24 protein-coding genes are annotated in these 22,734 nt (G+C 62.4%); 9 read left to right on the forward strand and 15 right to left on the reverse strand.

Features of this window, described 5'->3' with window-relative positions:
* Nucleotides 1–49: 49 nt before the first annotated feature.
* From G4D79_RS29590 to G4D79_RS29610, 5 genes are all read right to left on the reverse strand, one after another.
* The gene (locus G4D79_RS29590; protein ID WP_214514717.1) at nucleotides 50–1,360 is read right to left on the reverse strand and encodes an ABC transporter substrate-binding protein; all 1,311 of its coding nucleotides are present in this window, start codon (nucleotides 1,358–1,360) and stop codon (nucleotides 50–52) included.
* 162 nt (nucleotides 1,361–1,522) lie between these two features.
* Entirely contained in the window at nucleotides 1,523–2,641 is a 1,119-nt protein-coding gene (locus G4D79_RS29595; protein WP_151097229.1) for a branched-chain amino acid ABC transporter permease, read from the reverse strand.
* On the reverse strand, nucleotides 2,641–3,531 hold the full coding sequence (locus G4D79_RS29600; protein WP_151097231.1) for a branched-chain amino acid ABC transporter permease: 891 nt from the start codon (nucleotides 3,529–3,531) through the stop codon (nucleotides 2,641–2,643). The genes G4D79_RS29595 and G4D79_RS29600 overlap by 1 nt, the downstream gene beginning before the upstream one ends.
* 12 nt (nucleotides 3,532–3,543) lie before the next feature.
* The gene (locus G4D79_RS29605) at nucleotides 3,544–4,254 is read right to left on the reverse strand and encodes an ABC transporter ATP-binding protein (protein WP_214514718.1); all 711 of its coding nucleotides are present in this window, start codon (nucleotides 4,252–4,254) and stop codon (nucleotides 3,544–3,546) included.
* Complete coding sequence (locus tag G4D79_RS29610) at nucleotides 4,251–5,015, reverse strand: ABC transporter ATP-binding protein (RefSeq protein ID WP_151097235.1); 765 nt, start codon at nucleotides 5,013–5,015, stop codon at nucleotides 4,251–4,253. The genes G4D79_RS29605 and G4D79_RS29610 overlap by 4 nt, the downstream gene beginning before the upstream one ends.
* Before the next feature lie 450 nt (nucleotides 5,016–5,465).
* On the opposite strand from G4D79_RS29610, the gene G4D79_RS29615 reads away from it, so the two are divergent.
* On the forward strand, nucleotides 5,466–6,440 hold the full coding sequence (locus G4D79_RS29615) for a zinc-binding dehydrogenase (protein ID WP_054780795.1): 975 nt from the start codon (nucleotides 5,466–5,468) through the stop codon (nucleotides 6,438–6,440).
* 617 nt (nucleotides 6,441–7,057) lie between these two features.
* Here the strand turns inward: G4D79_RS29615 and G4D79_RS29620 are convergent.
* The 4 genes from G4D79_RS29620 to G4D79_RS29635 form a co-directional block, all read right to left on the reverse strand.
* Nucleotides 7,058–8,374 (reverse strand): aromatic ring-hydroxylating dioxygenase subunit alpha, encoded by a 1,317-nt coding sequence (locus G4D79_RS29620; protein ID WP_151097237.1) that lies wholly within the window; start codon nucleotides 8,372–8,374, stop codon nucleotides 7,058–7,060.
* Nucleotides 8,375–8,527: 153 nt separating this feature from the next.
* Nucleotides 8,528–9,268 carry a dienelactone hydrolase family protein gene (locus G4D79_RS29625; RefSeq protein WP_214514719.1) on the reverse strand — a complete coding sequence of 247 codons (741 nt, stop codon included), beginning with the start codon at nucleotides 9,266–9,268 and terminating at the stop codon, nucleotides 8,528–8,530.
* Nucleotides 9,269–9,359: 91 nt separating this feature from the next.
* Nucleotides 9,360–10,919: a long-chain-fatty-acid--CoA ligase gene (locus G4D79_RS29630; RefSeq protein ID WP_214514720.1), complete on the reverse strand. Its 1,560-nt coding sequence runs from the start codon at nucleotides 10,917–10,919 to the stop codon at nucleotides 9,360–9,362.
* A 120-nt stretch (nucleotides 10,920–11,039) separates the two neighbouring features.
* Nucleotides 11,040–11,873 carry an IclR family transcriptional regulator gene (locus G4D79_RS29635; protein WP_151097243.1) on the reverse strand — a complete coding sequence of 278 codons (834 nt, stop codon included), beginning with the start codon at nucleotides 11,871–11,873 and terminating at the stop codon, nucleotides 11,040–11,042.
* A gap of 332 nt (nucleotides 11,874–12,205) precedes the next feature.
* On the opposite strand from G4D79_RS29635, the gene G4D79_RS35090 reads away from it, so the two are divergent.
* A complete protein-coding gene (locus tag G4D79_RS35090) occupies nucleotides 12,206–12,331 on the forward strand; it encodes a hypothetical protein (RefSeq protein WP_256083121.1) in 126 nt (41 codons plus the stop codon).
* 283 nt (nucleotides 12,332–12,614) lie between these two features.
* Here the strand turns inward: G4D79_RS35090 and G4D79_RS29640 are convergent, their stop codons facing one another.
* From G4D79_RS29640 to G4D79_RS29650, 3 genes are all read right to left on the reverse strand, one after another.
* Nucleotides 12,615–13,316: a zinc-binding alcohol dehydrogenase family protein gene (locus G4D79_RS29640; protein ID WP_054781255.1), complete on the reverse strand. Its 702-nt coding sequence runs from the start codon at nucleotides 13,314–13,316 to the stop codon at nucleotides 12,615–12,617.
* Between the two features lie 301 nt (nucleotides 13,317–13,617).
* On the reverse strand, nucleotides 13,618–14,421 hold the full coding sequence (locus G4D79_RS29645; protein ID WP_054781254.1) for an SDR family NAD(P)-dependent oxidoreductase: 804 nt from the start codon (nucleotides 14,419–14,421) through the stop codon (nucleotides 13,618–13,620).
* Nucleotides 14,418–14,942 (reverse strand): aromatic-ring-hydroxylating dioxygenase subunit beta, encoded by a 525-nt coding sequence (locus tag G4D79_RS29650; RefSeq protein WP_054781261.1) that lies wholly within the window; start codon nucleotides 14,940–14,942, stop codon nucleotides 14,418–14,420. The genes G4D79_RS29645 and G4D79_RS29650 overlap by 4 nt, the downstream gene beginning before the upstream one ends.
* A gap of 174 nt (nucleotides 14,943–15,116) precedes the next feature.
* Here G4D79_RS29650 and G4D79_RS29655 point away from each other — a divergent pair, with 174 nt between their 5' ends.
* Nucleotides 15,117–16,394 (forward strand): acyl-CoA dehydrogenase family protein, encoded by a 1,278-nt coding sequence (locus G4D79_RS29655; RefSeq protein WP_054781253.1) that lies wholly within the window; start codon nucleotides 15,117–15,119, stop codon nucleotides 16,392–16,394.
* Nucleotides 16,395–16,720: 326 nt separating this feature from the next.
* On the opposite strand, the gene G4D79_RS29660 is transcribed toward G4D79_RS29655, so the two are convergent.
* Complete coding sequence (locus G4D79_RS29660; protein ID WP_054781252.1) at nucleotides 16,721–17,479, reverse strand: SDR family NAD(P)-dependent oxidoreductase; 759 nt, start codon at nucleotides 17,477–17,479, stop codon at nucleotides 16,721–16,723.
* Nucleotides 17,476–18,636, reverse strand: coding sequence for an acyl-CoA dehydrogenase family protein (locus G4D79_RS29665; RefSeq protein ID WP_214514721.1), 1,161 nt, complete (start codon nucleotides 18,634–18,636; stop codon nucleotides 17,476–17,478). The genes G4D79_RS29660 and G4D79_RS29665 overlap by 4 nt, the downstream gene beginning before the upstream one ends.
* Nucleotides 18,637–18,755: 119 nt before the next feature.
* Here G4D79_RS29665 and G4D79_RS29670 point away from each other — a divergent pair, with 119 nt between their 5' ends.
* From G4D79_RS29670 to G4D79_RS29680, 3 genes are all read left to right on the forward strand, one after another.
* Nucleotides 18,756–19,487 carry an IS6 family transposase gene (locus tag G4D79_RS29670; protein ID WP_155289649.1) on the forward strand — a complete coding sequence of 244 codons (732 nt, stop codon included), beginning with the start codon at nucleotides 18,756–18,758 and terminating at the stop codon, nucleotides 19,485–19,487.
* A 371-nt stretch (nucleotides 19,488–19,858) separates the two neighbouring features.
* Nucleotides 19,859–20,161 carry a hypothetical protein gene (locus G4D79_RS29675; protein ID WP_064442824.1) on the forward strand — a complete coding sequence of 101 codons (303 nt, stop codon included), beginning with the start codon at nucleotides 19,859–19,861 and terminating at the stop codon, nucleotides 20,159–20,161.
* Between the two features lie 160 nt (nucleotides 20,162–20,321).
* On the forward strand, nucleotides 20,322–20,750 hold the full coding sequence (locus tag G4D79_RS29680; protein WP_003943386.1) for a hypothetical protein: 429 nt from the start codon (nucleotides 20,322–20,324) through the stop codon (nucleotides 20,748–20,750).
* Here the strand turns inward: G4D79_RS29680 and G4D79_RS29685 are convergent.
* Nucleotides 20,675–21,037: a MerR family transcriptional regulator gene (locus tag G4D79_RS29685; protein ID WP_370852719.1), complete on the reverse strand. Its 363-nt coding sequence runs from the start codon at nucleotides 21,035–21,037 to the stop codon at nucleotides 20,675–20,677. The two genes, G4D79_RS29680 and G4D79_RS29685, sit on opposite strands and share 76 nt — an antisense overlap.
* Before the next feature lie 328 nt (nucleotides 21,038–21,365).
* Here G4D79_RS29685 and G4D79_RS29690 point away from each other — a divergent pair, with 328 nt between their 5' ends.
* The 3 genes from G4D79_RS29690 to G4D79_RS29700 all read left to right on the forward strand — a co-directional run bounded on the left by G4D79_RS29690 (nucleotide 21,366) and on the right by G4D79_RS29700 (nucleotide 22,703).
* On the forward strand, nucleotides 21,366–21,614 hold the full coding sequence (locus tag G4D79_RS29690) for a hypothetical protein (protein WP_128638082.1): 249 nt from the start codon (nucleotides 21,366–21,368) through the stop codon (nucleotides 21,612–21,614).
* A gap of 91 nt (nucleotides 21,615–21,705) precedes the next feature.
* A complete protein-coding gene (locus G4D79_RS29695) occupies nucleotides 21,706–22,485 on the forward strand; it encodes a SigB/SigF/SigG family RNA polymerase sigma factor (protein WP_003943395.1) in 780 nt (259 codons plus the stop codon).
* 29 nt (nucleotides 22,486–22,514) lie between these two features.
* The gene (locus G4D79_RS29700; RefSeq protein WP_042926415.1) at nucleotides 22,515–22,703 is read left to right on the forward strand and encodes a hypothetical protein; all 189 of its coding nucleotides are present in this window, start codon (nucleotides 22,515–22,517) and stop codon (nucleotides 22,701–22,703) included.
* Nucleotides 22,704–22,734: the final 31 nt, after the last annotated feature.

Consider the following 22,734-nt stretch of genomic DNA (forward strand, 5'->3'; position numbering starts at 1 on the left):
TAGCTCAGTGATGACGCTCGACTAGCCCGTCGTCTGCCCTTCGAACCGACTAGCCCATCGTCATCTGCCCTTCGAAGTCGTACAACTTGACGTTCTCGAACAACTTGGTATCCGAGTGGTAAGCAGTCAGATAAGACGCCTCGATCGCAACCTGGTCATCGAGGCCGTCAAGCTTGAACCGCACACCCGGCATGAGGAGGGTGGGTTGGAAGTCCAAGGTCGTGTACGCCGACATCATTCCAAGCCTGCTCAGGCCCAGCGGCGACTTCGCCGCAACCTTGGCCGCTTCGAAGAAGGGCTGCGGGTAGAGAAAGCCACCCAGCGTCGTCGTTGTGATCGGTGTATTGGGCGAGGCTTTCTTGATGGACTCAATGGCAGCGACGACGACCGGGTCGTTGACGAACTCACCTCGCGTAGCGTCCTTCACATACGTCGTGACGTGCCAACCGTCGGCTGCCGCACCGGCGACGTCGAACGTCGTGCTCGCGCATACCGACGTCATGTAACGATCCGCCTCCCAACCCTGATTGGCGACCTCCTGCATCGTTGACGCACATTGAGCAGCCGTTGGAACTGCGATCAGCACGTTGGCCCCTGTAGAGCGCAGCGTCGTGATCTGCGAGGAGGGTGACCCGGTCTCGGTAGCTTCGATGGTCTCGGTCTTGATGATCTTGCTCTTGCCGGCGTACTTTTCGAGATCGCTCAGATAATCTTTGCCCGACTCGTTGTTGGCATACAGCACTGCGACATTCGTACCGTTGGGATGGTTTTCGTTAATGCTGGCCATAATGATCCGCGCGTCGAGTGCGGACGGCTGGGTGAACGCCGACGTCCACGGATACTCGGTGGGATTGTTGGCGGATTTGCCGCCCGAGACCCCAGGCAACAGCGGCACACACTCCCCGCCGAGGACTCCCCGAACCGCCGCGACCTGAGCCGTGCCGATGACGCCGGTCATCATGTCAACACCGTCCTTGTCCAGCAACGTCTGCGTCGCGGTCAGTGCTTTGTCGGGTGTGAATGCGTCATCGCTCTGGACCAGCTCGAATGTCGCGCCGAGACCCGAGGTCTCATTGAATTGACGAAACGCCTCCTTCATAGCCGGCCCGATAACTCCCAAGGCGGGTGCAACCGGTCCCGTCTGCGGGATCGTGTTCCCGACCTTGACCGTCGCACCGAATGGCTTGGTCGCGTCGGTTGGGCAGGAGGCTAGGTCGATACCGAGTGCCTCCGCTGCCGAATTCGCCTCGCTGGATACGTCCGTGACGCCTTCGCTGCCGCTGCTCGGTGAACTACAGGCTGTGACCAGGAAGGCAAGAGCCATCACTGCTCCCGCCAAGTGTTTGTGATGTGTGAACATGTTGTGCTCCTTCGAAGACTGGTCCGGGAACGGACCGGGAGGTTGCCAGGTTGACCATGTGGTCCTGTCAGCAGTGCGCCCTCATCAAGCGCACCGAGCGAATGGGTCCCGCGACGTGCATCTGCGGTGCCCCGAGAAATCTGTGTGGTCAGACGCGGTCCGTCACGGCCGACGCACGCCCGACATCTCTTCCGAATCAGCCAGCACTGCGTCTGGATCGAAGACCCCAGCGTCCCCCATTCGACCGTTCTCGCTGAGGTTCACGCTGGACGCGGGCTGTGACGGCTCAACTACAAGGAACCTTGCGCCTAGCCTCTTGAGACCGCCGATGACGCCATCACGGAGAGTGAAGACCATGACGATGATGAGGACACCGAAGACCACACCGGCAGCGGGGCCCTCGGTGATCTCGCCCGTCCACAGCGGCAGGAAGTAGATCGCGAAGCCGCCGATGATCGGTCCCCAATAGCTCGCGCGACCACCCAGGACCATCGCGACGAGGAGGTAGATCGTGAACAGCAGCGAAAAGCTGTCGGGGGTTAGAATGCCGGTATCGACCGCGAAGATCCCGCCGGCGAGTCCGGCGATCGCAGCCGAGATCCCGAACAGCACTGTCCTCACAACTGTGCGGTCGACACCCATGACGATCGCGGCCGACTCGTTGTCGCGAAGGGCCACGATGGCGCGCCCAGTCCGCCCCCGCATGATGTTCCAGACAGCCAGGCACGCCAGCAGCAAAGCGACGACTGCCACGTAGTAGAGCCAGATCACCTGACCGGAGCGACCGGAGAAGTAGGCGATGTCCGGGGCTTCGAACTTAATGCCGAACAAGCCGGCAGAGCCTCCGGTCAGTGACTCGAACCGGCGTACGAGACTCGGGAAGATCACGCCGATTGCCAGCGTTACCAGTGCGAGGTACATGCCCTTGAGCCGCAGAGCCGGCAGCCCGACCAGGACACCCACGATGAAACACACCAGCATGCCCATTACGAAGGCCAGGGGGGCCGACCAACCGTAGTCGGTCACCAGGATGCCAGTCGTGTAGGCGCCGAATCCGAAGAAAGCCGCGTGCCCCAGCGATATCTGCCCGCCGAATCCTGACAGCAGGTTAAGGCCGACGGCGGCGATCGCCAGAATGAGTGCACCGGTGATCTGGTCGAGCCGGTAGGGCGCAACGACGTACGGCAGCGCGAGGATGACGACCACGACGAGGATGATGCGACCGAGGGTGAGCCCGCGGTGTGCGGCCGTGCCTTCGTGAACGGTAATCGGAAGTGCCATCAGACTCTCTCCACTCGCTTGGACCCGAAAAGCCCGGACGGTTTGACCATGAGGACCCCGAGCAGCAGCACGAGTGCCACGGCCAGTTTGAGGTCCGAGCCGATGAAGGACACGTAGCCACCCGCGAGACTCTCGAGCACGCCGATGATCAGCCCGGCCAGGACCGCGCCACCCGGAGAATCGAAGCCACCGAGAGTGGCCGCTGCGGAGGCGTAGATCAGGAAGTTGAACATCATGAACGTCGTCAGTGTCGTGCTGGGCGCCACGAGCGGACCCAACAGTCCACCGACGGCGGCAGCCATGATCCAGCCCAACGCGTTGATCCGGTTGACCCGGATGCCCAGCAGCTTCGCGGATTCGGGGTTGCTGGTCGCTGTGCGCATCGCCAGGCCCAGCTTGGTGTACTTGAACAACGCGAGGATGCCTGCAAGAACGAGTCCCAACAGCACCATCATCAAGAGCTGCTGATAACGCAGCCGCGCGCCGAAGATAGAGAGGTAGTCGTCGGGGCCGGAAGGCAGCAAGCTGGGGAAGGCCAGCGGCTCGCCTCCCCAGATCAATCCCGCGGCTGCGTTGAGTGCCAGGAAGATTCCGATTCCGACCAGCAGAATCGAGTAGTCGGCGTCGTCGCCCAGCGGCCGCACGAGTACTCGCTCGATCAGTCCGCCACCGATCGCACCTGCTGCGACGGCCAGGAGGATCGCGAACACGACCGGGACACCTATCTGGGTGAATGCGAATGCGATGAAGGCGCTGAACATCGCCATCTCCCCCTGGGCGAGGTTGAGGTGCTTGGTGCTGCGGTAGACGCATACCAGCGCGAGAGCGAGGAAGGCGTAGATCACACCGTTGTTGAGCCCGTCGATGATGCGGGCGATTAAGAGGTCCATGAGTCAGTTCTCCTAGTACCCGAGATATGCGGCGCGGATGGCGTCGTCACCGGCGAGTTCGGATGCCGGTCGAGATGAGGCGATCGTGCCTACCTCGATCAGGTAGCCGCGGTCGGCGATGCCGAGCGCCATGGTGGCGTTCTGCTCGACGAGCAGGATCGACATGCTCATCTCCTTGCTGATCTGCGACAGCGAGACGAAAAGTTCCTGTGTGAGCTTGGGCGAGAGGCCCAGGCTCGGCTCGTCGCACAGCAACAGTTGAGGACGGCTCATCATGGCGCGAGAGACCGCGAGCATCTGCTGCTCGCCACCTGACAACAGGCCGGCCTTTTGCTTGCGCCGCTCCGCCAGGCGCGGGTAGGTGTCGAACCACCGCGCGATGTCGCCGGTGATCCCCTTCTTGTCTGAGCGCACGTGCGCTCCGGCCCGAAGGTTTTCCTCCACTGTGAGGTCTGCGATCGTGCCACGTCCCTGCGGGACCTGCGCTAGTCCAAGTCGCACGATCGCGTCGGGCGATGCTGTGGAGATTTCGTTTCCGTCTAACGTCACCCGCCCACGTCGTTGGATCATGCCGGAGATGGCGCGCATGGTCGTCGTCTTGCCTGCGCCGTTGGCTCCGAGAATGACGACGACCTCCTCCTTCTCGACGGTCAGGTTGATCCCGTGCAGGACATCGGCGGCACCGTAGTTGGCGTAAAGGTCCTCGACTTCGAGAAGACTCATGCGGCGGGTGCTCCTAAGTAGGCCGAGATGACCTCGGGGTGTGAACGGACCTCCGTGGGTGTGCCATCGGTGATCTTCTTGCCGAAGTTCATTGCGACGACCAGATCGGAAATTCCCATGACCATCGCCATATGGTGCTCGACCAGCAGGATCGAGAGATCGAACTCGTCGCGGACGCGCGTGATCGTGCTGGACAGCTCGTCCACTTCACTGTGGGTCAGTCCACCGGCGGGCTCGTCGAGCAGCAGCAGCTTGGGTTTGGCGGCGAGCGCCCGTGCCAGCTCGAGCCGCTTGAGGGTGCCGAAAGGCTGGTCGGCAGCAGGTAGGAAAGCGAGATCCGCTAGACCGAGGACCTCAAGTAACTCGAACGCCTCGCTCCGGAGCTGCTTCTCCGCCTTCGCCTGACCGAAGCGGAGCAGAGACCGCACATAGCCTCCCCTGCCACGGGAATAGGCGCCGGCCATCGTGTTCTCAAGGAATGTCAGCGACGGAAACAGGCCGAGGTTTTGGAAGGTGCGCGCGACGCCGTGACCTGCGATCTTGTGAGCCGGCACGGCGAGGAGCTCCTCACCATCCATTTTGATGCTGCCCGAACTCGGCTGGTAGATCCGGCTGACACAGTTGAACAGCGTGGTCTTGCCGGCGCCGTTGGGTCCGATCAGGCCGCAGATCTGGCCGCTGCCGATCGTGAACGAGAGGCCGTCGAGGGCCTTGATCCCGCCGAAGTGCATCGAGACGTCGTCGACGACGAGTTCACTCATGGCGTTCTCCTCGTAGCGGTGGCCAGGGACTGCTTCATGTGGTCTCCCGTGGTTCGTGTGGCATAGTGCGCGGCGCTTAGGTAAGCGAAGGCACTCTGGCCATCCGCCTAGCGTCAGTGTGATGTGGGTTACAGAGAGGTGTCACAAACGGTTCCACCGGATGGAACAGGACACCGCGGGGACTGTTTTTGCTACTGCGCCCGACGCGGAGCGGCCATCACAGGACGGCGCTTCATCGGAACTCCCCGGCATGCCGGTGGCTGCCGGACAAGGAGTCGACCGTGTGATCGCCTGAAGCCTCCCTTGAGACTTCCGTGACGCAAAGCACTAATTCCGACATGTGGAACGGTCGGGCATCGCAACCATGCGCCGCATATCACGCTCCGTCGATGTTTCGCACCGTGGAACGCCTACCGCCGATCTCTCCCGCGATCGGGCAGCATATTCCCAATGAGAGCTATGCGTATGATCGCCGCCGGACGACCCATGGAGTTGCGGGACATTCCGCTGCCGCACGCAGCGCCTGGCTGGGTCGTGTTGCGCGTCGAAGCCGCTGGCCTGTGCCACTCCGACTTGCATATTCTCGACGGCTCGCTGACCCACACAATGTCCACAGAAGAGGGTGAACTGCTCACCACCACCGCCCCGATCACGCTCGGTCACGAGATCGCCGGGACGATCTTCGAACTCGGTGACGGGGTCCCCTCCCGATTCGCGGTAGGCGACCGGGTCATCTCCGGCGGACCGATGATCCCTCGCGCTGCGCCGGGCCTGACGATCGACGGCGGATTCGCCGAGTACGTCACGGTGCCGCACGAGAAGCTGCAATTTATCCCCGATGGTGTCGGCTTCGACGAGGCCGCAGTCTCGACCGACTCGATCGCCACTTCCTACTCGGCTGTCCGAACCACCGCCGGCGTCAGCGCCGGAGAAACCGTCGCGATCATCGGACTGGGAGGTCTCGGTCTCAACGGTGTGCGGACAGCAGCGTTGCTCGACAGCACTGTCTACGGCGTCGATATCAACCCGTTAACATTCGAGGCAGCACGCGCGGCTGGAGCCACCGACTGCTTCACCGAGGTCGAGGCGTTGCGTGACGTTCGGCCGGATGTACTCGTCGACTTCGCCGGCACCGGATCCACAACAGAGCAAGCCCTGAGTGTCGTGCGTACCGGCGGGCGGGTCGTCGTGGTCGGGATGGCCGCGACCGCCGTGACGGTCGACACGCACCGTCTGATACTGGGCCGCCAGACCCTGCGTGGCTCCTTCGGTCGGACCGCCACGGACATGACGGAAGTCCTCGATCTGCTCGCGCATGGGCAGCTGCGACCCGAGACAACCGTCGTCGACCTGGCCGACCTCAACGAGGCGTACGCCCAACTTGAGCGTGGCAAGGTCGTGGGACGGCTCGTGACCCACCCGTGACGCCGGTCGATCACCGTTCCGTCCTGAGGAATCCGGACCGATTCCAACCGTCACGGCCCTACCTTACGGGCGCCACTCTTCCCCTTAGATCTTCCCCTTAGAGAGCCTGAACCCTGACGTCCGTCCCTCCATGTTCAGCGCGCCTCTGCCACGTTCATCGGCGTGGAAGACGCCTCGATCTGGTACAGCGCAGACTACGGCCCCATCTACATTCGTGCCGGCGCCCACGTCCAGGGCGATGCGGTGTTACATGGCCCATCGAGCCCTCTGACCGAGGCGGGGTCACTCACGAGTGCGTCGTCCATGGCGCCGTGATCGAAGCCTGTGTCCTGATCGGCAACGGCTTCACGATTCTGAACTGAGCGCGTATCGGATCGCACTGCCTCGGTCGCTGCCCACTCGATAAGTCCCTACCGGGCGCTGAATTCGCACCCAACTCGCTGATCCGCCTGATGTCGTCAAGAAGAAATCCCGGGGGCAGTGATCGACGGTAACCCCGGCGTATATGTCGAACTTGCCGCGCGACACCTCGGCGCCATCCTGCATCGATGTAGGCATCCCAAACGGCGATGCCCACCAGTCGCGACTGGTGGGCATCTGTGTCTCTCTTGAACAACTTAGGTAGTGGGCTGCTGCTCCGGGACCCTGCGGGGTGCGGTGTAGCTCGCAGGCGGCGGATTGTGCTGCTCACCGGGCAGGACCTCCCCGGTGATCAGGGCGTTCCAACGTCGCCACCATGCCCGCATCTGCAGCTCGTCGGATCCTACGGGCTGGTCCTCCCCTGCCATGCCTCGCGAAACGTCCGACCATGGCAGCTCCTTAGACGAGGCGAAGGACCGTTGGCAGGTCTCGAGCGCCTCGACATCGTCAGGGGAGGCTAGACCGCCCGGACCCCAGAACGTCAGGAAGTTGTCAAGACGCTGGCGCTTAAGCTCGTCGCCCTCCTCGGGCGGGATGAGCTCCCAGGCCGAGACCTCCATGTAGTCAGGTGCGAGAGGGTCGATCTTGCGGACCACGACGCCCATGACCAAATCGATGATGACCAGGTTGGGGAAGATCACCAGGTTGCGGGACCCGGACATCCGATCGAGCCATTCGTCGCCGTACTTCGCGCGGAACTCTTCGAAGCGCGAGTCCCTCTCGGCAGTACCCTCCTTGGAGAGCGGGCGTCCGAACAGTCCACCTGTCGCGGGTCCGCCTGCGATGACGGCATGTCCGTTGCCCAGATCGAGGCCGACGGACTGCCCCAATTTGGCGCTGTCGATCTCGACCCCCGACGCCATCACCATCTCGAAATAGCGCTGGTGCGTCGAGACCGCATGATAGCCATCGACGCTGTTCTCTACGAGCAGCTTCCAGTTGGCCTTGACCGAGTACTCGTGCGTGCCCTCGAGGACCCGCATGCCTTCCTCGGACTGGTCCGCGACCAGATCGATGAAGTCAGTTGCGCCGGCAAGGTATTCGACCAGCGGCTCGACGTCGGGGTTGAAGCTCACGAACACGAACCCGCGATAAGAGTCGACCTTCGCTGGGGCCACTAGGCCAGGGCGCTCGAAGTCCGGACCATACGACGTGTCGCCCGGCATCGAGACGAGTTCACCCCCGGAGCTGAAACTCCAGCCGTGGTAGAAGCACGTCATGAACCGGGCATTGCCCTCAGGTTCGCGGCAGATCATCGCGCCACGGTGCGGGCAAGAGTTGATCCAGACCTGGATCTTGCCCTTGGAATCACGACCGAAGATCAACGGACGACCCGCGACGTTGCGTGTCTTGAAATCGTTTGGCTTCTTTAGCTCGGTCTCGTGACCGATGTAGAGCCAGACTTGGTTGAAGATCTGGTCGCGCTCCTTGGCAAAGACCTCCGGATCGACCATTGCCTGGCGGTTGACCCGAAACCTCGGCATCTCACGATCGTCGTCGATGAACTGCGACATCAGCACACTTCCTTTGCATTCTCGGTGCTCTGAATGCTGCGGAGACCAAATTTCCGCAACATCGATGCTGGTCAACGTGCCTTGTGTCACACGGCACTGGATAGGGGACGTTCCGATTGGCGGAACCCTCTGTGGGAGTCGAATGGACCCGTGTTAGTCACTCATGGCTTCTTTGAGGGACCAGATCTCGGCATACGGCGAGGAGCGCGGCACGACCCGCAGGTTGAACCACTCGATGATGCGCTGCCAGGAGTCAAACATCGCCGCGTGGCCCAAGGCATCAGCCGACTCACGGAAGAAGTCACCGTCCACTCCGGGATAAGTCACAAGCTGTGTGTAGGCCGGCGAAGGATCCGTCAGCCGCTCGGCCAGGAGTCGGACGGCCTCAGCCGGCGCGGCCTCGTCGTCGGCTCCGAACATCCCCAGCCAGGGCGTCGAGACCGGTCGAGCAGCGTGGAGCAGCGCGGGCCGGACGCAGTTGCCGCGGGTCATGCCGACGGGCGAGACACTGATGGCAGCGCCGAGGTCTAGATCTGCAGCTGCACGCAGGGCGATCCGGCCGCCGAAGCCGTAGCCGACTACGCCGATCTGCTCCTCGCGCCAGCCTCGCGCCCCGAGGTGCGCCACGAATGCACGCAAGACCGCCAGTGCACGGTCGTCGCCGAGGAGCTCCGGGTCGGTAGCCGTCACATTCGCGGCGAGCGACTCGTAGCCGTGCTCCGCCAGCCTGTTCATCAGCTCGACGGACTGGTCGCCCAGCCCGTCCGGCTCGCACAGCAGGATCACGGCGCCGCGGGGAGTGCCAGGCAGGTTGATCTGCGCGATCTGCCACACACCCCCCACGGCCGTGACGTCGGTATACGTGGGTGTGATCATGGGAACGGCTGTGCTCATCGGCGCTGACCCTCTCGTCTACTGTCCATCGATCGTGTCCCACCGGACCACCGCAAGTCACGGGACGTTCTAAACGTCGGAACTCCGTCGGTCAGCCGATGTGGCGTTCGACGTCGTTCCAGTACGGCAGGCGCAGCACGCGCTTGAGGATTTTGCCTGAGGGATTGCGTGGCAACTCGTCGAGAAACTCGACGGACGTCGGGCACTTGTAGGCAGCAAGGTTGGCCCGGGCATAGGCGATGACCTCGTCCTCAGTCAGCGTCGCACCGGTGTTCAGAACAACCATCGCCTTGACCGTCTCACCCCACCGATTCGACGGGACGCCGATCACGGCGATGTCGTTGATAGCAGGGTGCTCGATCAGGATGTTCTCGATCTCGATCGGGTAGACGTTCTCCGCCCCGCTCACGATCATGTCCTTGAGCCGGTCACGCAGGTAGAGGTAACCATCGCGCATCGAGGCACCGTCGCCGGTCCTGACGAAGCCATCGTCCGTCAGCGCGTCTCGCGTTGCTTCCTCATTCCGCCAGTATCCGTGCATGTTGGTTGGCGCCTTAATCCAAACTTCGCCGACGACGTCGTCGTCGACGTCGTCGCCCGTCGCGGGGTCAACGACACGCAGAGTGACGCCGGGAATTGCCCGGCCGACCGAAAGGATCCGATCGGGGTGCTCGGGGTCGAGGTGGTCCTCAGGGAGCAGATTGGTGGCGCTCTGCGTTTCGGTCAGACCGTAGATCTGCAGGAAGCGGGCATCGAAGATTTCCAGGCACCGTCGCAGCAGCTCCGGTGAAATCGGCGAAGCGGCGTAGGCGATCGTGTCCAGGCTGGAGAAGTCGTGCTGGTTTATCTCGGGCGACTCGATGAGCATCTTGAGCACGGCCGGGACGAGCGTCGTCATCGTGATCCGCCACCGCGCGATGAGCGACAACAACGTGGCGGGAGCGGCATCGCGGGCGATGACGCTGTGGGCGCCCGTGCGGATGCCCAGCATCCCCAGACTTGCTCCCGCCGAGTGGAAGACCGGCATTGAGATCAGCAGAGTCGACGTCTCGTCGACGCGCAGCACCTCAGCCATGCCCTCCGTCGCGAGCACGGCGCGATTGCTGAACAGGACGCCCTTGGGCAGGCCCGTGGTACCCGAGGTATACATCTGCATCGCTGTCTCGTCGGATCGGACGGGTACAAGGGGATCCTTCGCGACGTGTCGCTCGAGCCAGTCCTCGTAACTCTCCAGGCCCGGCGCCTTACCGATAACGACGACCTTCTCGACCGTCGTCATTTCGTCACAGAACTGCTCGTACTGCTCGACGAACTCTTCTCCCAGAAACAGCACCTTGGCCGTGGAGTGATTGATGATCTGCAGCATCTCGCGGGGCGCGAGACGCCAGTTGACTGCTGCGGTCACGGCGCCGGCCATCGCGGACCCGACGGTGATCTCGAAGAACTCCAGGTTATTTTTGTCCAGGAACACGACTCGGTCCTGCGGTCCGACGCCGGTCTCAGCGAGCCCGTGTGCGAGCCGGCTGGCCCGGTCGTGGAGCTCGCTCCACGTAAGGGTCACGTTGTCGCAGCTCATACAAGGTGCATCGGACCTGGTGGTTGCCCAGCGACGGACGTACTCGGCAATGGATGGGTCGATGTCGACGGACACAGGGAACTCTTTCAGTCGGAGGGAGTGGAGGTGATTCGGAAAGTGCCGTACGCACTCGGCAATGGAAGGGTCGGTGTCGACGGATATACGGGTTAGCGTCGACGGAGACAGGGACCTCTTTCAATCGAGAGGGAGCAAGTGAGCGATTCGAGCAGCAGCATCGACCGCGAGCCGGCCTAAGGCACCCAGATCGGTGTCGCCAACGCGCATCACAATTGCAGTCGGAACACTCAGCGAGACCGCGGCAATGGCTACTCCGGCGTGCAGTACCGGGGCAGCAACGCAGATCGTTCCGTGGCATGCCTCCTCTCGCTCGATCGCGTATCCCTCCGTCTGTGCCTTGCCCAGCTGGTCGACGAACTGCTTGCGTAGGGAGACCGAGTACGGAGTGACCCGGGTCAGCGGCTGGCCGATGACGTACACGACCGTCGCACGCGGGCTATGTGCGAGGATCGCTTTTCCCAGTGCCGTGCAGGTAGCCGGAAAGCGGCCGCCGACTCGGCTCGGCAACCGGGTTCCGGCCGGCCTGGTGATCTTGTCGAGATAGAGCACGTCGCGACCGCTCAACGTAGCCAGGTGAACGGCGTCGGCGTTCGAGCGCTCGAACAGCCAGTTGAGCGGTCCGGGCGCTACGTCACGCAGCTCGCCGAACTCCGACCAGCGGGCCGCTTCGCTGAGCTCGAAGAAGCTGCCGCCGACGCGGTAGCGCGAGCCGGTGCGTCCGACGAAGCCGTGCTCCTCGAGAGTTTTGAGCAACCGGTGGGCCGTGCTCTTGGGGACACCGATGTCTGCCGCGACCTCGGTGACGCCGAAGGAGTTTCCGCGAGCTTTGGAGATGGCCTCGAGCAGTGCCAGCGCCTTCGACGCGGAGGACTGCGCGATGGTCTCAGTCGGTTGACGAGGTGCGTTGACCTCCTGGCCGAGCGTGAGTGGTTCTATCATGTCGATGCTCATGTGGGCCCTCTTCCTCACCGCTACCACCTACCCAGAGCATGCTGGTGCGACGGGAGCGTCGCTGTCAGTTCAGCCGAGTCGGTGTGATGTAAGTAACGCCGTAGTTAGTGGTCATGGTGGGATCAGCGTCCGATAAATGGCACCCAAGGTTCCGACCGCTGGAACGCCTGCGCACCGCCCGGGGCCCATATCGCGGTCACCATGCGTACCGTCCCGACCGCTGGAGCCGGTGGCCCGCACTGTAGATCCCGTCCGGCTCCACGTTGGCAAACCTAGAACGACATCGAGTGGACCTGTCCCGGGCACTATCGCCTTGCAAAAGGTGATTTGCCGTGACGACACATAGCGACGAGCCGACGCTGCGCCGCGGGGAGCTGGCAACCGCGGAGCTTGAAGTGGCGGCACCAATGGTGATCAGCAGCGGTCCGAACGGCGCACACGATCGTCGAACTACTTGACGGATACTTCTACGGTCCTGGCCCGACGAGTCAAGGGTAGGTCCGGTGCAGACTGGATCGTTATCAGATTGAACGGGGCTGGCGTCTTCGACGTACGTCTGGTCATCGAGACCGAGGACGGATCCCCGTCTATGCCGAGACGCGCGGGCGTACGACCTCACGGGCCGTGAATCCACACGCTCTCTCTGCCCAGGACTTTTCGAGACCGCCAGTCCCCTCTCATGCGTAGCTAAATCGGACGGTAGTGGTGACACGGGCCGACTCGGACGGCATTGCACCTGAGTTACACGATCGTGGCCCGCCGCCACCAGCTGAGCCGAGGTCCACCCTCAAGGTGTGACGAGCAGCTTGCAGTGTGGCTGGTTGCCTGGCGCTTCCACCTCTCGGCGACATCGGCAAGGGCCGTACGCTCGGACTCGACGTGGATTCCACCGGTGAGCGCCAGTTGACTCAGGTCGCCGAAGGCCCGCGCCCTGACATCGATCGGCACCATGCCGATGCTGCAGGAGAACAGGTCTCGCTCTTTGAGGGGGATCCCGCGGAGTTCGACGGTCCAGCCGGCTCGCATCCCGAGGTTGACGATTCGGCCGCCCACGCGGGTCGCCTGGATGCCGGCTGCCATAGGCGCGCCGAACAGAAAGTCGACGGCGAGGTCGAAGCCCCCTTCGGAGGCGCCGACGAGTCTGCCCTCGTAGGCCTCGTCGAGCGTCACCACAGCGCCTGCTCCGCGATCCTGCACGGCGTCCAAGGTTTCTCGGTCACGACCAGCAGCGACGACACGGCGCGCCCCGAGAGCCTTGGCAGCCTGTACGGCGATCTGGCCGACACTGCCGGTCGCCCCAAGCACCAGTACCGACTCCCCGGGCGGGATTCCGGCCTTGTATGTCAGTGCGAGCCAAGCGGTCGTACCCTCTACATCGAGGCAAAGGGCTTGTTCGTCGGCGATGTCGTCTGTGAGCTGCTGGACTTGCCCTGCATGCGCCACAGCCTGCTCCGCTAACGCCCCGTGGGGGTGCAGTGCGGGATAAAGGTAGACCCGCTCACCGTCGGACGTTCTACCGACCGCTTCGGTCCAGGGAACGAACGGCGTCGGGCGAATGCCCGAGGCGAATATCCAGGTCCGCCGGATTGAGGGCGGCGGTCGAACTATGCACGAGAACTATGCACGAGAACGCCGTCCTTACCGGTGATCGGTTCGGGTCTCTCACCGAGGACCGGCGCAGCTCCGAGTTCGGCGATAATGGCAGCACACACATTTTTCTCCTTGCTCGGTGCTATTGGTTTGGTCAGTCCTGCTGAGGCCTCCACGGCCAATACTTTGCAGTGGCGCCCCCATCAACCGTGATGTTGCTGCCGGTGATCATCCGGGAATCGTCCGAGGCAAGGAACACGACCGTTGGCACGTAGTCGCTCGGCGTCGGCAGCCGCTTCATCGGGAATTGGGCGGTGAAGTCCATCGGGTAGGCGCTGGGCTGGCTCGTCATCGCGGCCATCCGCGCCACCAACTTCGGGTCCTCCGGCTGCGTCGCAGTCGGGGTGAAGCCGTTGACACGGATGCCATACTCGGCGAGCTCCATCGCGACCGAACGGGTGAAGTTGATGAGTCCACTCTTACCGGTGCTGTAGCCAATATTTCCAGGCTGACCCTGCCACGCCGCGGTTGAGAGGACGTTGATGATGCTGCCTGCGATCTGCTGATCGATCATCACCTGGCCGACCGCTCGAGTAAACAGGAAGGCCCCACCCAGGATGATGTCGATCTGACGGCGGTACTCCTCGAGAGGCATTGTGAAGAGCCCCTTCTGGTTGAACCAGACTGCATTGTTGACCAGGACGTCGATACGCCCCCAACGCTCCAGCGCCTGGGCGACGACGTCCGCCACATGATCGGGATCGGTGACGTCGCCGGTCACGGCGAATGCCTCACCGCCCGCGTCCTCGATCCGGTTCACGGTCGCTGCCGCAACCTCGGCCGACATATCTGTACACACGACCTTGGCCCCCGCGGCAGCCAGCCCGGCGGCCAGCGATCCCCCGATGTTGGCACTGGCACCGGTGACGATCGCGACCTTGCCTTCGAGACGGTTCACAGGATGATGCTGACCTTGCCGTGAGGGCGGAGAGCATCCAAGGTCAGCACGGACTTGCGCTCGACGTACCTGAGGACCTGTTCGGCATCGTACTCGAGGATGTGGCGGTACTGGCCGACGTACGTGTCGATGACACCGTTACGGACGCGGTAGACGGCGAAGTTGGCTCGGACGCGAATACGCCCGCCGTCACCGTGCGTCGCCCGGATATTGGAGATCATCCGGGTCGTCCGCGAGTGTGGGTATTCCGCGTGAGCAGCGCGGGTCAGCAACGAATTGACACGCTGCTCCAAAAGGAACCGATCGTCCTGCACTAGGAACAAGTCTCGGCTCGGGTCGCCCTCGGGGCGGTCGGTGGCAGGAATGAGGTAGTGGGCATCTGCGGTGAAGAGCTCAAGCCACTCGTGCAGCCGCCATTCGTCGAGTACCTGTGCCTCGTCGAAAAGGAACTGCTCGATCTGGCGGAGCTGCGTATCCGACACGGACAGCACGGGTCCGGGGTCCACCTGGACATTACTCATCGTCAACCTCCTGTTGTCTCACGGACCGTCAGTCTCTCGGACCGATCGAGCGTCGGCCAGACCACGTTCCAAGGTTCGGAACCTCCACCCCAGGCACCTAATAAAGCAATTGATTGTGCTTTTAATTCAATTGACCTAACGTCATTGCGATACTCGACTGAACGGACAGCCAACATGTGGAGCTTTGAGAACGATCCCGAATTTCAACCTGAGCTCGACTGGATCGACACTTTTGTGCGCGAAAAGGTCCAGCCACTGGACTACTTACTGGGCAGCCAGTGGAACATTCATGACCCCGAGTTCACCCGCCTCGTCCGGCCGCTGCAGGCCGAGGTCCAAGCTCGCGGCCTGTGGGCCTGCCACCTGGGCCCCGAACTAGGCGGCAAAGGCTACGGTCAGCTCAAACTCGCACTGATGAACGAGAAGTTCGGCATGTCGCGCTTCGGCCCGATCGTTTTCGGCTGCCAGGCACCGGATTCCGGCAATGCCGAAATCCTCGCGCACTACGGCACCGACGAGCAGAAGGAGACCTTCCTCTACCCTCTGCTGGCGAACGAGATCGTGTCATGCTTCTCGATGACCGAACCGCAGGGCGGTGCCGACCCCCTGGTCTTTACAGCCCATGCCGAGCCTGACGGTGATGAGTGGGTCATCAACGGCGAGAAGTGGTTCGCCTCCGAAGCCGACCACGCGGCGTTCTTCATCCTCATGGTGGTGACAGACCCGGACACCGAGAATCCGTACCGCCGCATGTCGATGTTCATCGTCCCCCGCGACCTGCCCGGCATCGAGAACATCAAGAATTACGGCTTCTACGGGGAACGCGACGATTCGCACGCCCACCTGCGATTCAAGGACGTCCGTGTCCCGAAGGAGAACATGCTCGGTGGACCAGGCGATGCCTTCGTCGTCGCCCAGGTCCGGCTCGGCGGTGGCCGCATGCATCACGCGATGCGTACCCTCGCTCAGGCCACGCGCGCTTTCGAGATGATGTGCGAGCGCGTCGTCTCGCGCGAGACGAAGGGCGAGCAGCTCTCACAGAAGCAACTTGTGCAGGAGAAGATCGCCGACAGCTGGGTCGAGCTGCGCCAGTTCCGTCTGCTGATCCTCGAGACCGCATGGCTGGCCGATCAGGGCAACGACTGGAAGGCGATCCGCAAGAACGTCTCGGCGGTCAAGGCGACGATGCCGAAACTCCTGCACGACATCTCCTCCCGCGCCTTGCATCTCCACGGGTCGCTAGGGCTGACCCACGAGATGCCGTTCGCGGAGTGGGTCATCCACTCGTTCCATGTCGGCCTCGCCGACGGCCCAACGGAGGTCCACAAAGTCGTCGTCGCCAAGGAAGTCCTGCGGGATGTCAAGCCGGCAGTGGGCATGTTCCCCGCTTACCACAAGGCCGAGATGACACGCCGCGCCCACGAGCTCTACGACGCTTCCGAGGTGTTGTGACACCAGATTGCCTCGGTCGTTCCGCCAGACTTCGACGAGGACCGCGCCCTACTCTCCAGAAGCCGCGCATTCTCCTCTGTGCCTAACACCTCCGCATCGTAACTTCCCGGTGAACACAACTGCATGAGCCGCTCGACTGGTGAACCGGTTCGGCCTGTTTCGCTTCAACCAACGAGACGCGACCCCTAGACGGGTGGTTTCGCCGATTACGGATGTCGGCCCTGACTGACATCCGTAATCGGGATACTCGGGATGCGCTCGTTCTGGTCTGTGCCGGCTCATGGGTTCTACCTGTAGTGGCCGAGCACACGCCCAATCCGCGGAGATCAGCGTGGGTACTGGCCGTCATCTACCTTGATGACGGTGCCAGTGACATACTGGGATGCCGGTGAGACCAGATAGAGAAGGGTGCTCTCCAGCATCGCTGGATCCCCGAGGCGCTTCCGCGGGAACGAGGTAGTGATGTCGCCCACCCGATCCAGCATCGCGTCCATCATCTCGGATGCGAACGCTCCGGGAGCGATTGCATTCACGTTGATACCGTATGCCGCCCACTCCACCGCGAGAACCTCCGCCATACGACTCATCGCCGCTTTCGTGACCGAGTAGAGAGCAGCTCCCTCTCCGCGATAGTCGAATGCCGACATCGACGACACGTTGACGATCCGACCCTCCAGCCCGGCCGCAATGAGTCGCGAGGCGACCGCGGTCGCCAGCAGCCACGGCCCACGAATGTTCGTCTCAAGGACCGTGTCGACCAACTCCAACGGCATTTGATGTGCTCGTCTTGCGTCCGGCACACCTGCATTGTTGACCAAAATCTGTGGCGGTCCATAAATTTGGGTAATGTGCTCCATCGCGGCCTCGATTGCATCGGGGTCGCGGACGTCGAGTGTCACCGGGAATGCGGTGCCGCCCTCGGTCTCGACCCGAGCCACCGCGTCGGCCAACCGGTCTGGACGACGCCCCGCCAACCCGACAATGGCACCAGATCGTGCCAACGTCTTCGAGAAGCCGAATCCGAGCCCTGTGGCTGCCCCGGTGACGAGTGCAACCTGGCCGTCGATCCCTACGTCTACGGTCACGCCGGCCCTACCAGGGAACGGCCGATGATTTGCTTCATGATCTCGTTGGTTCCGTCGAAGATTCGTTGAATCCGAGCATCCTGGTAGGCCCGTGCGACGGGGTACTCGATCATGAATCCATACCCTCCGCGAAGTTGCAGGCAGCGATCGATAACTCTGTTCTGGAGATCTGCGGACCACCACTTCGCCTGTGCCGCATCGACATCGACATCGACTAAATCGACAGCATTCAGGGCGAGGATTGCCTGATCGACGAAATTTCCGCCGATATTCACCTCTGTTTGGATCTCGGCGAGTTCGAACTGCGTGTTCTGGAAGTCGGCGATCCGTTGGCCGAAGGCCGTTCGGTCTCGCACGTACGTGATGGTCTCGCGCAGAATCGATTCCGCGACGGCCAGAGCGTGGACCGCGATGCTGAGCCGTTCCAGGGGCAGCTTGGCCTTCAATTGTCCGAATCCGCTACCGATTCTGCCGAGCACGTTCGCCTCGGGAACGAACACGTCCTCGTAGACCAATTCGGCGGTGTCCTGCGCGTGCAGGCCGATCTTCTGAAGTTTGCGTCCACGAATGAATCCCGGCATGTCTCGCTCGACCACCAGCAGGCTGAAACCGTTCACGCCGCCTTCTGGATCGGTGCGCGCGACGGTGATGACAATGTCGCTCTGGATACCGTTGGTGATCAGTGTCTTCGAACCATTGACAAGCCAGCCGCCTGCGACTTTGGTAGCGGAGGTGCGAATCCCCTTAAGATCACTGCCGGTTCCAGGTTCGGTCATGGCGATCGCGCCGATCAGCTCACCTGTCGCCATCGACGGCATCCACCGAGCGAGCTGGTCCTGGTTGCCGAGCTCTTTGATGTACGGGATGGCGATGTCATCTTGGAGCGAGAAACTCGACGAAAGCGCGGTGGCGTGCACCTTGGCGAATTCCTCCATGACTACTGCGCGGAAACGGTAGTCGGTTCCGCCACCGCCGCCGTAGTTCTCCGGTGCTGCAAGACCGACGATGCCCTGTTTACCGGCAGCGATCCACGTGTCGCGATCGATGAACCGCTGTTCGTCCCAGCGATTAAGATGCGGAACGACCTCGCGCTTCACGAACTCGGCCACTACCTCACGAAATGCTTGATGGTCTGCGTCGTACAGGTGCCGTCTCATCGTTGTCCTCGCAGTTTGGTCGCGTCGAAGTCGGATTCGGGGAGAAGGTCAGTCACGACGTCTGGCATGTGTGTGGGCATCGTCAACTTAACTGGGCCTCCGTCAGGGATGATCAACGGATGAGTCGGGGAGACGAGACAAAGGTGGATTCGACGCGGTCACTCTACAAACGGCACCGCTATCCTGCGGAGATCATCGCGCACTGCGTGTGGTTGTACTACAGGTTCGCCTTGAGCTTGCGCGACGTCGAGGAGTTGATGCTCGCCCGTGGCATCGTCGTCTCGTACGAGACGATCCGTGCATGGTGCGCGAAGTTCGGGCCCGAATACGCGCGTGGCCTGCGCCGACGCGCTCCCGAACCTGGCGATACATGGTTTCTGGACGAGGTGTTCGTCAAGATCGGCGGCATCCGGAAGTACCTGTGGCGGGCGGTCGATCAGGAAGGAAACGTCCTCGACGTCTTGGTCCAGTCACGACGCAACGCGAAGGCTGCGAAACGTTTCTTCGGTAGGCTGATGCGCAAGCAGGGCCGGGTACCGAGGGTGCTGGTGACCGACAAGCTTGCCAGTTACGTTGTGGCGCATCGGGAGTTGATGCCATCGGTCGAACACCGGCGCTCGAAGTACCTCAACAACCGGGCCGAAAACTCGCACCAACCCACCAGGCAACGAGAACGCGCCATGAAGTTCTTCCGTTCACCGGGCGCAGCGCAACGGTTCCTGGCGGTGTTCAGTGCGATCTCGCCGCACTTCCGGCCCGGGCGACACAAGCTCACCGCGAGCGATTACCGCTCCGAAATGACCAACCGATTCGCCACCTGGAACGACGCCACTGGCGTACTCGCCGCCTGAACCTGGTTTCTCACCAACAGAATCCGCCCCAGTATGATCGAATATTGTTGATTCCCAGTCATGTTCAGTTAAGTTGACAAAGCCGTGCCCATTGGCATACCAACCTCTTCCGGCGGCGGAGTGCGGGTCCTGCGGAGGTCGGGGGTGTGCAGGCTGGGATGGCGGTACGCGCAAGGCTTCGAGCATGCCGAGGGAATGCTGATGGTGCTGCACAGTATCAGTGAGGATCGAGGTGTTTGAGGTGTTCGAGGTGTTCGTCGAGCAGTCTCGGCAATGCAGTATTCGGCTGACGGTGCTCGCGGCCGAGGTGGTGGATACGCTCCCCACGCGGTAGAAGTAGGTGAGGGGTGCAGGGGAGGAATGTGAGGGCGATGCAGGTGGACTGGTTCGTGTCGGTGCGGGACGAGGAAACCGGTGTCCACCGCTACCGCGGCGGTGCAGGGTTCGACCGTGCGTCGGTGATCGAGCAGGTGATTCGCGCGGGGCGGGACATCGCTTGCCGTGAGGACGGTGCGGTCGTCGGTGTCGTCGGCGAGGTTGTCATCGACGGCACTGCAGTGGGCGCGATCGCTTTCGGGGACCGCGCCGTCAGTGATGAGGAGCTTTGCCGCGAGATCGGTATGCAGTTCGACAGGGTTCGGTCCTCTTCCGGCTTTCGACGGGACGGTAGGTGATCGCGGAGTGGGATGCTTCCCACTGATGTGGGCCTCGTGGGGTTAGGGTGGATGTCAGTTCTTCGTCATGGCTGTGGCAACGGGCTGGTCATGGCTGTGGCAACGGGCTGTCTTTTACCTTGTGCGGTCTGCATGGGGCCTCGATGAGTAGGACTGCACTGTGCCGTTGACGAAGAAGTTCTCGGAAATGTACGACGACGCGCTGACCGCGTTGGCTGCGGCGTCGCAGCGGCCCGCTGCTGTGGTGAATGTGGACGGGCAGTACGCCATTCGTGTGGATCTCGAGTACAACCGCTACGTGTTGGCCACCAATTCTGCGCGAGGGTTGTGGGACGAGCCCGATGCGAGCGGTTCGTGGTGGGTGCACATCGTGCAGACCGGTGACGACAATACGGAAACTTCGCTCGCGCAGGCGCAGAAGCCGTGGCTTATCGACGCGTTCGATGCGGCGATCGACCAGCTCGAATCGGAGGGGCATGTGATCGCTGCCGATGCGGATTTCGGCGCCATCGCTCACGCCGACGCGGGGTCACCGCCTTCCGGGACGCGCTCGGAAGGCGATTCCTCCGCGGGCATCCCACTGAGCTGAGCGATCTGTTCGGCCAGGATCCCGTTCCGGTTTTCCAGGTCGAGGATGACACCGATCGCAGTCAGGTTGATGCCGTCGGCGATCAACGCGCTGATACGTGTCAACGTGGCCAGGTCTGCTTCGCTGTAGCGGCGGGTTCCCCCGCCCGTGCGGGCTGGGGTGAGCAGTCCGCGCCGCTCGTACAGTCTCAATGTTTGCGGGCCGACGCCGGACAGTTCCGACATCACGGAAATCCCGTACACCCCACGGCGGTCGTAGGCAGCATGGACGTGCGCTGCATCTGTCACTGCCACAGCACTACTCCCTCAGCCCAACCGGATATCACTCGACTTTAACACGGCTCATCACTATCCCTTCGCCGGCCGATGCTGCAAATCTGATGGTCAGCACTGCAGATTTTCGCGCAACCGAACATAGTCACGGCTAGAACGTACCCGCCCGGTAAGAACGGAAACTCGCCTGAATGTGCAGGTGAGCCCAAGGGGAGATTGCTCACGGCGCCTTCGACCCTGCTTTCCCTGCCGCTCTAATTGTCGCTTATCTGCATCAGTTGGTATAGATTTACGACATCGGAACAGACAGCTGTGTGTGAGCATGTGGACCCCGGGAGTGTGAATGACAACTGCCATGACCTCCTCATATGACGTCGGGCGGACTTCTGCGCAGCGGCGATCGCCGATCACGACCCCTGTCGCCTCCCGAGGTTGGTGGCGGCGGGTGACGCTCGATCTCGTCCTGGTGATCGTGATCGCCGGAATCTTGGGCGCAGTCGGATCCGTCCTTGCCGGCCCGCTGACCGGAGTGGCGTTCGCCCTGGTCGCGGCGGCCTCATTCCGCGTAGTCCTGCAGGCGATCAACCCGTGAGCGCGACTGTGAAGGAGAAGACGATGCCCGCAGCACGATACGCACGAGCAACGACCACCCGGCAGAAGTGGGTGATAGCGTGAGCCGGCACATGAAGGACGCCGAATACGCACAGGTCGCGGGCTTGCTGGAAGAGTTGGCTTCTCTGCCGGGAGACGACGCACGCTGCGAGCGTCTGCGCACGCAGATCATCGAACTATGTCTACCGCTGACTCGCCATATCGCCTTGCGGTATCGCGGCCGCGGACAAGCGCTCGACGATCTCGTCCAAGCGGCCAGCGTCGGTCTGGTCAGTGCGGTGAACCGTTTCGATCTGGCCAAGGGCAAAGACTTTCTCGCCTTCGCGATTCCCACGATGATGGGGGAGGTGCGTAAGCATTTCCGGGATCGTGGATGGGATGTGCGGGTGCCGCGCTCGTTGCAGGAAAACTGTCTTGCGCTCAACAAAGCACGCACCGCGCTCACGCAGGATCTCGGGCGTGAGCCGACGGTGCCGGAGCTGGCGAAAGAGCTCGGAGTCGAGCCCGCCGAGGTCGCGGAGATCGTTGCTGCCGGCGATTCCTATCATGCAGCGTCCCTCGATGCAGCCGCCGTCGGTGACGGTCGATCGATCGCAGATGCGTTGGGAGAGTTCGATGCTGCCCTCGACGGCATCGACAATCAGGAAACGCTGCGGCCGGCGCTCCTCGCTCTGCCCGAGCGTGAGCGCATCATCGTGATTTACCGGTTCTTCGGGGAACTGACTCAGGCGGAGATCGCGGAGAAGATCGGAGTGTCGCAGATGCACGTCTCTCGGCTCCTCGCCCAAAGTCTCGCGAAACTGCGAGCCTCGTCTTCCTTTGCGCCCCGGCCGGTCGCGGTCGCAGCCTGACCTGACTGGGAAGAAAGGACGAGGATCGAATGCATTTCACTTTTCTCTACGACGGTGCTGCGCAGCGCACTGCTGAGTACCCGACCTTGGAGGAAGCTGTCCGGAGTATCGAGTTGGGGCAGGTGGATCGCACGCTCTGGAGCATTCAATACACCGATCGCGAGGGCGGAATTCGGGTCTACCGATTTCCCACGGACCGCGGAGTCGGTGGTGAATGACGAACGCGCAGTAATGAATACAGCAGTACTG

The organism is Rhodococcus sp. WY5 (assembly GCF_018588185.1).
Classification (GTDB): Bacteria; Actinomycetota; Actinomycetes; order Mycobacteriales; family Mycobacteriaceae; genus Rhodococcus_F; species Rhodococcus_F qingshengii.

Bases quoted from the DNA above. Each gene is read 5' to 3' on its own strand.
- G4D79_RS29605 (WP_214514718.1), bottom strand. From the start codon at position 4,254: ATGAGTCTTCTCGAAGTCGAGGACCTTTACGCCAACTACGGTGCCGCC.
- G4D79_RS29590 (WP_214514717.1), bottom strand. From the start codon at position 1,360: ATGTTCACACATCACAAACACTTGGCGGGAGCAGTGATGGCTCTTGCC.
- G4D79_RS29670 (WP_155289649.1), top strand. From the start codon at position 18,756: ATGAGTCGGGGAGACGAGACAAAGGTGGATTCGACGCGGTCACTCTAC.
- G4D79_RS29690 (WP_128638082.1), top strand. From the start codon at position 21,366: ATGACAACTGCCATGACCTCCTCATATGACGTCGGGCGGACTTCTGCG.
- G4D79_RS29595 (WP_151097229.1), bottom strand. From the start codon at position 2,641: ATGGCACTTCCGATTACCGTTCACGAAGGCACGGCCGCACACCGCGGG.
- G4D79_RS29665 (WP_214514721.1), bottom strand. From the start codon at position 18,636: ATGAGACGGCACCTGTACGACGCAGACCATCAAGCATTTCGTGAGGTA.
- G4D79_RS29700 (WP_042926415.1), top strand. From the start codon at position 22,515: ATGCATTTCACTTTTCTCTACGACGGTGCTGCGCAGCGCACTGCTGAG.
- G4D79_RS29655 (WP_054781253.1), top strand. From the start codon at position 15,117: ATGTGGAGCTTTGAGAACGATCCCGAATTTCAACCTGAGCTCGACTGG.
- G4D79_RS29620 (WP_151097237.1), bottom strand. From the start codon at position 8,374: ATGTCGCAGTTCATCGACGACGATCGTGAGATGCCGAGGTTTCGGGTC.
- G4D79_RS29675 (WP_064442824.1), top strand. From the start codon at position 19,859: ATGCAGGTGGACTGGTTCGTGTCGGTGCGGGACGAGGAAACCGGTGTC.
- G4D79_RS29610 (WP_151097235.1), bottom strand. From the start codon at position 5,015: ATGAGTGAACTCGTCGTCGACGACGTCTCGATGCACTTCGGCGGGATC.
- G4D79_RS29635 (WP_151097243.1), bottom strand. From the start codon at position 11,873: ATGAGCATCGACATGATAGAACCACTCACGCTCGGCCAGGAGGTCAAC.
- G4D79_RS29650 (WP_054781261.1), bottom strand. From the start codon at position 14,942: ATGAGTAATGTCCAGGTGGACCCCGGACCCGTGCTGTCCGTGTCGGAT.
- G4D79_RS29615 (WP_054780795.1), top strand. From the start codon at position 5,466: ATGAGAGCTATGCGTATGATCGCCGCCGGACGACCCATGGAGTTGCGG.
- G4D79_RS29695 (WP_003943395.1), top strand. From the start codon at position 21,706: ATGAAGGACGCCGAATACGCACAGGTCGCGGGCTTGCTGGAAGAGTTG.
- G4D79_RS29600 (WP_151097231.1), bottom strand. From the start codon at position 3,531: ATGGACCTCTTAATCGCCCGCATCATCGACGGGCTCAACAACGGTGTG.
- G4D79_RS29625 (WP_214514719.1), bottom strand. From the start codon at position 9,268: ATGAGCACAGCCGTTCCCATGATCACACCCACGTATACCGACGTCACG.